The organism is Deltaproteobacteria bacterium (assembly GCA_016874735.1).
Taxonomy (GTDB): Bacteria; Bdellovibrionota_B; Oligoflexia; order Oligoflexales; family CAIYRB01; genus CAIYRB01.
The window spans coordinates 1-8,020 of record VGTI01000097.1 but is presented as its reverse complement, the minus strand read 5'-3'; the positions used below and the strand labels follow the sequence as shown (position 1 = coordinate 8,020).

Here is an 8,020-nt window from a genome sequence, read left to right as displayed (position 1 = left end):
AAATATTTCGACGAGCTTGGCATACCTCGACTCACATGACCTCAACTTCTCGAACCGCCTGGTGCGGACCCGCATGCCAGGTGGTGTGGCAGGGGCGCAGCTAACTGCTGCCCCCTATGCCGATCAAGGAGAGCAAAAGTGTTGCTGGCTAGGGTAATTCCCAGCCAGCAAGAGAAAATCAGTTAGTTGGAGTACCCAAGCTTGCGCGCATAGTTGCTGACGCCGCGCTGCTTAATTTTTTTATGCTCCTCTTTCCGATCAGAACGCATCGCTTCGAATTCGCTCTTACTTAATTTGCCATCTTTATCGCTGTCAAACTTAGCGGTGATGTCGTCCCAGTTTTGCCTAACGCGATCTTTGTGGCGACCACCGTGATTTTTAGCGCGGTGGTGACCGACTCTTTTAGCTACTTTTGAGAGCAGGGTCTTTAGTTCGTCAGAGCTCAGGGCTTTGTCGTCACCCGCATAGGTTTCAAAGTCAGACGTCATTTTTTCGATGATTCTTGTCTTTTTCTCGTCGTCAAAGTTTTTGTCTTCTGCCAACTTGGTTGGACCTGCCAAGAATTCTTCGAGTGACAACGTGCCAGACGCATCAAGATCGAGCTCACCGAATAGTTTCGAAGCTATTTGCTCAAGGCGAGAGGGTTTGACGTCTTCTGCTACAGATTCGTCTACTGCGTCACTAGCTGCCTCTTCAGCGATTTCAGTATTGGCAGAGGCCTCCGTTAGGTCAGCCAGAAACAACTGGTTAGCTGACTCCTCGGCGTCCGTGACCTCGGTTGATGTACCGGCTGCAGATCTTGCGTTGGTGTCGACTTGCCCACATGCCAAAGGCATGAGTGACGTCATCAGGGTGATGGTTAGTTTTGCTGTTTTCATGGTGTTGGCCCCTTTGTTCGTTGTCTGGTCCCGTTGCTATTTTCAGATTTTGCGATGAGGATTTATCTTTTAGCCCTCACCTCGCCACTTACAAAAGGCTTATCGGAATTTTTTATGAAAACTTTAGAAAAATAATTTAATACGTGATATTGGTTTCTTATAGATAAAATGGAATGAGAAATATGATCAATTTTGAACATGGTTGACCCTGGGGACGTGATGTTCATTTTTACCTAAAGTTTTATGTAGAAAGTGCCGATAGAGTCAGCGGAGACACGAGACATGGCGCTCAATAAAACAAGATTACGCGAGATAGCCCGGTCCCTGATGGTGACTGACCAGGGTGATTACCGCGACTATCTATCTTTAGTTTATGCGGCCTGCAAAGCTGAGGATGCCTCCTATTCCTATATACGATTCTCCGAAGATTTGGGTCTAAGCTCTACCAACGCCCATAGCGTCATCGCTGGACGTCGGAGTCTCACCGTCAAGGCAGCAGAGAAGATTAGCGTTGCCCTTGGGCTTACGGGTATTCAGCGACGATATTTCTTGAAGCTTGTGGAGCAAAAACGGGCGCGATCGACTGCCGATCGCGACGAGATATTCGCTGCACGTCTTGAACTCAGGCAAAAAACTCTGCCCACCGAACTCGATAAGAGGCAGCTCGCATTTTTTGAGCAATGGTACAACGCGGCGATACTGGAGATTCTCCGACTTGATGATGCGCAGGATCAGGCTGAGTGGCTTGCGTCCGTACTCAGTCCAAGCGTCCCGCAGGCTAAGGTCGCAGCGAGTCTTCAGCTTCTGAAAGATCTGGGCTACATAGCGTTTGATAGTGCCCGGAATCGCTACTATCCCACCGACGTCACAATCACCACTGGTAATGAGATTATCGGTATGGCTATTGCTAGCTATCACCGTCAGATGCTCAAGCTTGCCGTGGATTCCTTGGACGAGGTCGATGCGGATCACCGTGACATCAGTGCAGTCACCTTAATGGCCAGTCCAGCGCTAGTAGCGCAGTTTAAGGACGAGCTTGCTGCACTGAGGAAAAAGCTCCTGGCACTAGCTGCACAGGAACAGGCCGCAACGGAAGTCATGCAACTAAATATGCAGCTTTTTCCGCTCAACACGAGAAGGGGAACCAAACCATGACTAAACAATGGACGATCAGTTTATGGACTTTGGCTTTCCTGGGGTGCGGTGTCGAGGTTGGTAACCCCGGTAACAAAGGCGGTACCACACCCGCGACTGGTTCCATCAATATTTCGTTTGCCAAAGAGTGGATGGCGGCATCCGAAAGTCTCAGCCTCAACATTGCAGGTCTAGATCTGCTCGAAGGCACCGACGATACCGTCGTAACAAGTCTCACGGCGACAGTCAGTCAAGTTGATTTACTCGGGCTAACGGATGCATCGTCAGACGAAACCTTGGTCGCCAATAGTACTGATGTACCAATCGGTGTTTATGACCGCATTGTCGTTAGACTCGGTAATGACAGACCTGTGCGCTACCGTGGACGCGACGGTGCTGATCGTGACGTCACCCTTGATAGTTCCGTGGGTAATTCGTTTTATGTGACTCAAAGCTTTGAAGTGGAAGAGGGCAAGACTACGTCCGTGGTAGTCAGTCTGGATCCTTATTCCTCACTCAAGAGTAATACCGATGGATCTGGCTTCACGTTTAAGCCGCGCGGTGGATCCCGTCTCAAGGACAAAGGCGTCCGCTACGCTGGTAGCACGACGATCGCAGATGCAGAGTGGCTTTGCGCCTACGCCTATCGGTTAAGTGTCACCCCAGAGCCAGGACCCGAAAAGCGCAGGGCTCTCCACAAGAAGGGCGCCAAATCGTCGCCCGGTGCAAAACTTGATGGACGCCAGTCGTTTTCATCTAAGGCGAACGTCATCAAAGATTTCACGACATCCTGCGAAAACGCCTTTGCCAAGGTCCCAGTAATCGACGGTAAATACCAACTCCGCCATCTGGCACCCGGTTCTTACACTTTGCGCTATTTCAAGGCTGACGGGAGTTACGAAGACCAGGCCGATGACATCACACTGGGTCTTAGCCTGGCTGCGCCATCTGGTCCAAGACCGCGGCCATGAGTGTGCTCATAGCGCGACGGCCTGAGCTCGTCCCGACTATGGCTTGGTTCAATTCGAGTTCGATACCAAAGTACTTGGTGGCAGTAAACTTGCGTCTGAGCGCCGTGGTGAAACCGTCAGCTGCGCCGTGGTAAGGGTAATTTTTACGTACGCGCCAATGATTTGATTCTGAATGAGTTTTCGCTAGAGCAGCAAAACGGGAGGCAAGCCACTTTTCCCCGCGTCTTCGAGGGTCATACAGTATACCGATATCAGCATTACGTACCTCATCGTTGAGGACAGGCGTGAACGAATGTACGCCGATGTGCATTACACGATTGCCCCTTTTCACCTCCCGCTCAATCCAGCGTTCCACAGTGTGACGATGTGGTAGGTAGTATGCCTTGATGATTTCCGCCCGTGAATCGCGATCCAAATCTCGAGTAAACTCAGAGAATAATTTGGGGTGATGCAGTGAGCGATTGAGATCGATCAGCAAGCGAGAAATCGTCACATGAAAAAGCGGAGTACTCAGTGCCTGTGATAGAGATGTGGCCACTGCCAACGCGCCTATGTCTAGGCCACGGTGAGTCTTGAGCACAGACCTGTTGCCAGCAAAGACTCGGGCAAACTCACGAGGGATTTCGTTCCCACCGTGTTCGCAGGTGAGAACGATTTTATCAAAGCCACTGTCACCCTTAGGTGGCTGTCGCCTAGGCATTAAAAAAGCCACCAGCAGGTAATAGGTCACAGAGACTGCGGTAAACTGCCGCGATTTGGTCCCTGGACGGCTTTGGACCTAGAGCCTTCACTAGACGTCTGGCCAGACAGCCATGCTTGACCAGCATTTCAATCTCGCTACGGTAGCTGTTAATTGGGTACTTATCCGCGTTCAGAAGATCTTGAGTGATATGACGCCAAAGATCCTGAGCCTTGGTCGGGCCTTTGGACGGGTAATTAAATAGTTTGAGATAATCATCGTTGTCGACTGCGGCTTGGCTCCCGTCTATGACACAGTTTAAAAAGATTTGGCGCAGCGGTGTCTCGTGCCACTCCATGAGCCGGTCGAGGCTGGTCCAGCGCTCATCTGCCAGAGCATGAACCAAGGATGTCACAGCGGCGACTACAGCCATGTCCATTCGGGGAGATTCTTGGATGTCTAGCAACCGAATTTCAATGGCGTGCCGCTCAAAACGAGCGATGGCCCCCCGTGAGTTTAGCCATTCGTGCTGCAGGATCCCGTCGGGGTCGTGGGGCTTAATGGCGTAGTATACTGGCTTTAGAATGTTGTTTTCATAGTCGGCGTAGCTGAAGGCGCGCTCCGGAATCACGGGGCCAGTGATGAGCGGGACGCTGCGCTGATTTTTCATATAAAAATCAAGACGGCTATCCATCATGCCTGAGGGTGTGCCCTCAAAAACGGGTGAAGAGGCAGCAAGAGCGGGGAGGATCGGCAATACTACGCGAATCGCTGCGTGCAGACGGCCAAACTCTTTGTCATCATAAAACGGGAAATTAATATGCACACTCTGCAGGTTTGACCAGCCGTGCCCCTTGCAACTGAAGATGCGGTCGTAGGCCTCATAAATCTCGGCAGCGTCGCTTACCCAAAGGTGCGTGTCGGTCGCAGGATTCATGAAAGGGTGCATCGCCGTCGGCATCAAGCAGGCGTTCTTTGCGGCTAAGATTTGATTGATGCGTTTAATGTCTTGCAAGAAGAGCTCGTGAAGCCCTTTAAGCTCAAGGCGAGGACCATTGGTTTTGAGCTCGATGACATGCTTGACCAACTCATTTGACCACGCCATGTCTCCAAACTCTACTTCGTTGACCAGCTCACCCGCAGCCTGCTCCAAAACAAAGTCGCACAGTGGCTCCACCGCCAAGGTGGTGCGGTTGACGATCATGAATTCCATTTCGATGCCGTAACCTTCGAACAGATGCAGGTGATCGGTGCGACTCATTGGTTACTGCGTCCCTCCTTGGCGTCGGTGATACGGCGAAGAAACACTTCCATAATCCGCAGATAGAGGTCGTCCTTAAGGACTTGATCTTCGTATCCGTGATCTATGTTGGGGTTGTCGTTGATCTCAATGACATAAAAGTTATTACCAACCTGCTTGATGTCCAGTCCGTACAGTCCGTCACCGATGAGATTGGCTGCTTTAACCGCCAGGTTGATGAGCTTGCGTGGTGCTAGCTCAACCGGCAGCGTCTCCGAGCGCCCGTTCAGGGTGCGGCCACTCTTGTCTTTACTGATGACCTTCCAGTCTTTACGCGCCATGAAGTACTTGCAGAGGTACATCGGCTTACCGTCAAAGATACCGACGCGCCAATCAAACTCTGTGGGCAGAAATTCTTGAGCGATGACGAGATCCGATTTTTCAAAGAGTTGCATGAGCTCGCGGTCCAGACTCTCCTTGTCATCGGCCTTGGATACACCCTGAGAAAAGGAACTGTCAGGCTGCTTCAAGACACAGGGCAGACCCACCTTCTCGATAATTTCATGCATATTATCGCGGTGCACGACGATTGTCCGTGGGGCTGGGATTTGGTTCTTTTCCAGTAGCTCGTTTAAGTAAACTTTATTGCCGCAGCGCATGATGGACTCGGGATCATCGACAACGACCAAACCCTCTGCGGCCGCCCGCCTTGCAAATCTAAAAGTATGATGGTTGACGGCGGTAGTCTCACGGATGAAGAGAGCATCAAATTCGCCGAGACGAGAGTAGTCGTCGCGATCGATAATCTCAGCCTCCATGTGAAGTTTCTCGGCAGCGCGAATGAAACGCTTGATAGACCCCTCATTGGATGGTGGCATCGCCTCCTGCTCGTTCATGAGGATAGCTATGCTGTAGCGAATATCAGGACGTTTAGCTAACTCGGTGCGTTTGCCCTCGAAATATTCTTTGGCAAAACCTACCACTTCGTCATGGTGAGCCTCCGGTATTTCCTTGGCGGCGATAGGTCCTACCTTACGGAGCTGCCATTTACCGCCCTCGCGGTGGAAATGAGCGCGCACAAAAGGTGCGTGAAACATGCGGTAAAGCTGCGCCGCCAGGCGATCGTATTTCTTAGCGACGTTTTTGCCGAAGTAAATACTGAGGACAAACTCGTCAGATTTGACGTCATGTAGACTCTTCTGAATGAGGTCGTCGATCTCATCGGCGGCGAGCTTGACGATCGCCTGGGACTTCATGTCTTGGATGGTCGATACCGAGGGGATGGGCTTATGGCCCCGCGCCTCTGCCAGCAACGAAACATAGTAGCCAATCGTTTGGTATTTATACGACCGGCACATGTTAAACACGCGGATGTTGCGCTGCTTACGGAAGGGCTCGCTGGTTAAATATTCTTTACCCGACACAACCTGGACTTCCGGAAGATTGAGGGGCCAATCCGCCGGACTGTCGACGATGATGATTCTTTGCATCCTTGCTTCCCGCAGTAGCGGCCGTCGTCACACCTGCCGCTTGGTGATCACTATCAGGTTACCATCATAAGTCACTACACCTAATAGGATAGCATTAACCAGGTGTTCCACGTTCACTCGGTATACATGCCCGTAATCATTGGATTCAGGGTGGTAGGGGTCAGCAACCGTAACGGTATTGAGCTCAGCGTCAAAGCTGGTCAGTACGACAAAATGGCCCTGGGGCTCCCCACGTATATCGTCACCTTGAGGATACTTGCCGTACTCACGAACGGCCCGATAGAGATAGGTGGCACTGAGGCCCGTCAGCAGTGGCTTACCAGAGAGTAGAAAGTTGCCGAGCAAGGAGGCGGTTAAGTCTTCAAACCTTATCACGCCACCGGCTTCAAGGAATTCAATATAGGCCTGGAGGGCCACCTGCAGTTTTTTGCCGCGCTTGGCCTGCATCTGCAGCCGCAACTTCTCGATGAGTTGGTCGTTTGTCAAACTAGTGGGCTTAAACCAGGTCGGGTCAAAGACTTGCAGATTATAAGAGTAGATCTCTACTGCATAGCCGCGGCGTAGCGCATGGAGGCCAAGGAGGGCTCCGAGGGTACCACCACCACGTAGCATGGGAACCTCTTTGACCACTGCGTCGAGATCCATCGCATCGGAGTAGTACTCGTAAACCGAGTGCAGAGCGGTCGGACCGCAAGTGATGTCATCAGGCTGGCGTAATATTGGATACTTCTTCTTAGCTGGCATGAACCTCAACCTATCTACCAGAGCTGGTCACTGGTCTGAATGATCATCGCCTCGAATCTAAAAAAGCACAAGAAAAGCACAAGCGTCAGAGCGCTGAATTGGGAAGAGGGGGAGGTCGGGTTGATCGGCTGTTAGGAGGTGAGCGTGTGGGAGCGTTCAACGGAGAGCAATGGGAACAGCAACAGCGACAGTTTGTATCAATTTTTTCAGTGACAAACCAATGTGGTTAGACAGCCGATCAACCCGGCATCTGGGGATCCCAGATGCACTCTTGCTTCTGCACAGCCCGTGCCAACTGGCGACAAGTCGCGGGATCGGGGGGTTAAGTGTGGAAGGTAAATCTGACGAGGTCGTAAGTCGCTGAAACGGCCGGGGCTGGTAAACAAAAAATCTGTACAACTGTCAAAAATGTGGACGAATCGTCAAGCGAGCAGCTAGGCCCGGGACATGAGGGGGCGGGAGTGGATGGTCGGCTGTTTAAAGTTTAGCTTTCGCTACGGGTGGTTAGCCGATACCAAAAAAGCTGCTTCCCGCGGTTTTTTTGTGACCCTAAATTGTGATCCTCACTATCCCGTAATCACTGGGATTTAAAAAATTAATTAAAGGTTGGCCTAAGCCCTGACGAATCTTCTTTAAGAGGGAGTTGGGCTTAAAGAGCGATATCTCCCCAACGGTTGTAGACCATGAGAAAAGGGAAAGGGAGTCACCGCCATTGAAGGCTAAGTGGGCAATATGGAAACGCAGTCTAAACACCGCAGCTTTATCGTGCTGCGTTTGGTTAGCTGTTACCTCGTCCCAGCCCACACTTGCCGACACACCTAGCTTTCCCCTCAGCTATGCAGCCAGACTGACACAAAGTAGCGGTGCACCTGTCGAAGAAACGG

7 protein-coding genes are annotated in these 8,020 nt (G+C 51.4%); 2 read left to right on the top strand and 5 right to left on the bottom strand.

Annotated elements, in window-relative coordinates:
* Positions 1-182: 182 nt before the first annotated feature.
* Entirely contained in the window at positions 183-878 is a 696-nt protein-coding gene (locus FJ146_18570; GenBank protein MBM4253976.1) for a hypothetical protein, read from the bottom strand.
* A gap of 282 nt (positions 879-1,160) precedes the next feature.
* Between FJ146_18570 and FJ146_18565 the strand changes: the two genes are divergently transcribed.
* Both FJ146_18565 and FJ146_18560 read left to right on the top strand, forming a co-directional pair.
* Positions 1,161-2,033: a TIGR02147 family protein gene (locus tag FJ146_18565; GenBank protein ID MBM4253975.1), complete on the top strand. Its 873-nt coding sequence runs from the start codon at positions 1,161-1,163 to the stop codon at positions 2,031-2,033.
* Positions 2,030-2,983, top strand: a complete 954-nt coding sequence (locus FJ146_18560; GenBank protein MBM4253974.1) for a DUF4382 domain-containing protein — start codon at positions 2,030-2,032, stop codon at positions 2,981-2,983. Before FJ146_18565 ends, FJ146_18560 begins: the two co-directional genes overlap by 4 nt.
* Here the strand turns inward: FJ146_18560 and FJ146_18555 are convergent.
* Genes FJ146_18555 through FJ146_18540 form a run of 4 tightly spaced genes read right to left on the bottom strand, consistent with a single transcriptional unit; the run spans position 2,943 to position 7,136 of the window.
* Entirely contained in the window at positions 2,943-3,683 is a 741-nt protein-coding gene (locus FJ146_18555; protein MBM4253973.1) for an N-formylglutamate amidohydrolase, read from the bottom strand. The two genes, FJ146_18560 and FJ146_18555, sit on opposite strands and share 41 nt — an antisense overlap.
* Positions 3,676-4,923 carry a glutamate--cysteine ligase gene (locus FJ146_18550; GenBank protein ID MBM4253972.1) on the bottom strand — a complete coding sequence of 416 codons (1,248 nt, stop codon included), beginning with the start codon at positions 4,921-4,923 and terminating at the stop codon, positions 3,676-3,678. Before FJ146_18550 ends, FJ146_18555 begins: the two co-directional genes overlap by 8 nt.
* Positions 4,920-6,392 (bottom strand): RimK family protein, encoded by a 1,473-nt coding sequence (locus tag FJ146_18545; GenBank protein MBM4253971.1) that lies wholly within the window; start codon positions 6,390-6,392, stop codon positions 4,920-4,922. The genes FJ146_18550 and FJ146_18545 overlap by 4 nt, the downstream gene beginning before the upstream one ends.
* A gap of 27 nt (positions 6,393-6,419) precedes the next feature.
* Positions 6,420-7,136 carry a hypothetical protein gene (locus FJ146_18540; GenBank protein MBM4253970.1) on the bottom strand — a complete coding sequence of 239 codons (717 nt, stop codon included), beginning with the start codon at positions 7,134-7,136 and terminating at the stop codon, positions 6,420-6,422.
* Between the last annotated feature and the right edge of the window lie 884 nt (positions 7,137-8,020).

Bases quoted from the DNA above. Each gene is read 5' to 3' on its own strand.
- FJ146_18555 (MBM4253973.1), bottom strand. From the start codon at position 3,683: ATGCCTAGGCGACAGCCACCTAAGGGTGACAGTGGCTTTGATAAAATC.
- FJ146_18570 (MBM4253976.1), bottom strand. From the start codon at position 878: ATGAAAACAGCAAAACTAACCATCACCCTGATGACGTCACTCATGCCT.
- FJ146_18545 (MBM4253971.1), bottom strand. From the start codon at position 6,392: ATGCAAAGAATCATCATCGTCGACAGTCCGGCGGATTGGCCCCTCAAT.
- FJ146_18550 (MBM4253972.1), bottom strand. From the start codon at position 4,923: ATGAGTCGCACCGATCACCTGCATCTGTTCGAAGGTTACGGCATCGAA.
- FJ146_18540 (MBM4253970.1), bottom strand. From the start codon at position 7,136: ATGCCAGCTAAGAAGAAGTATCCAATATTACGCCAGCCTGATGACATC.
- FJ146_18560 (MBM4253974.1), top strand. From the start codon at position 2,030: ATGACTAAACAATGGACGATCAGTTTATGGACTTTGGCTTTCCTGGGG.
- FJ146_18565 (MBM4253975.1), top strand. From the start codon at position 1,161: ATGGCGCTCAATAAAACAAGATTACGCGAGATAGCCCGGTCCCTGATG.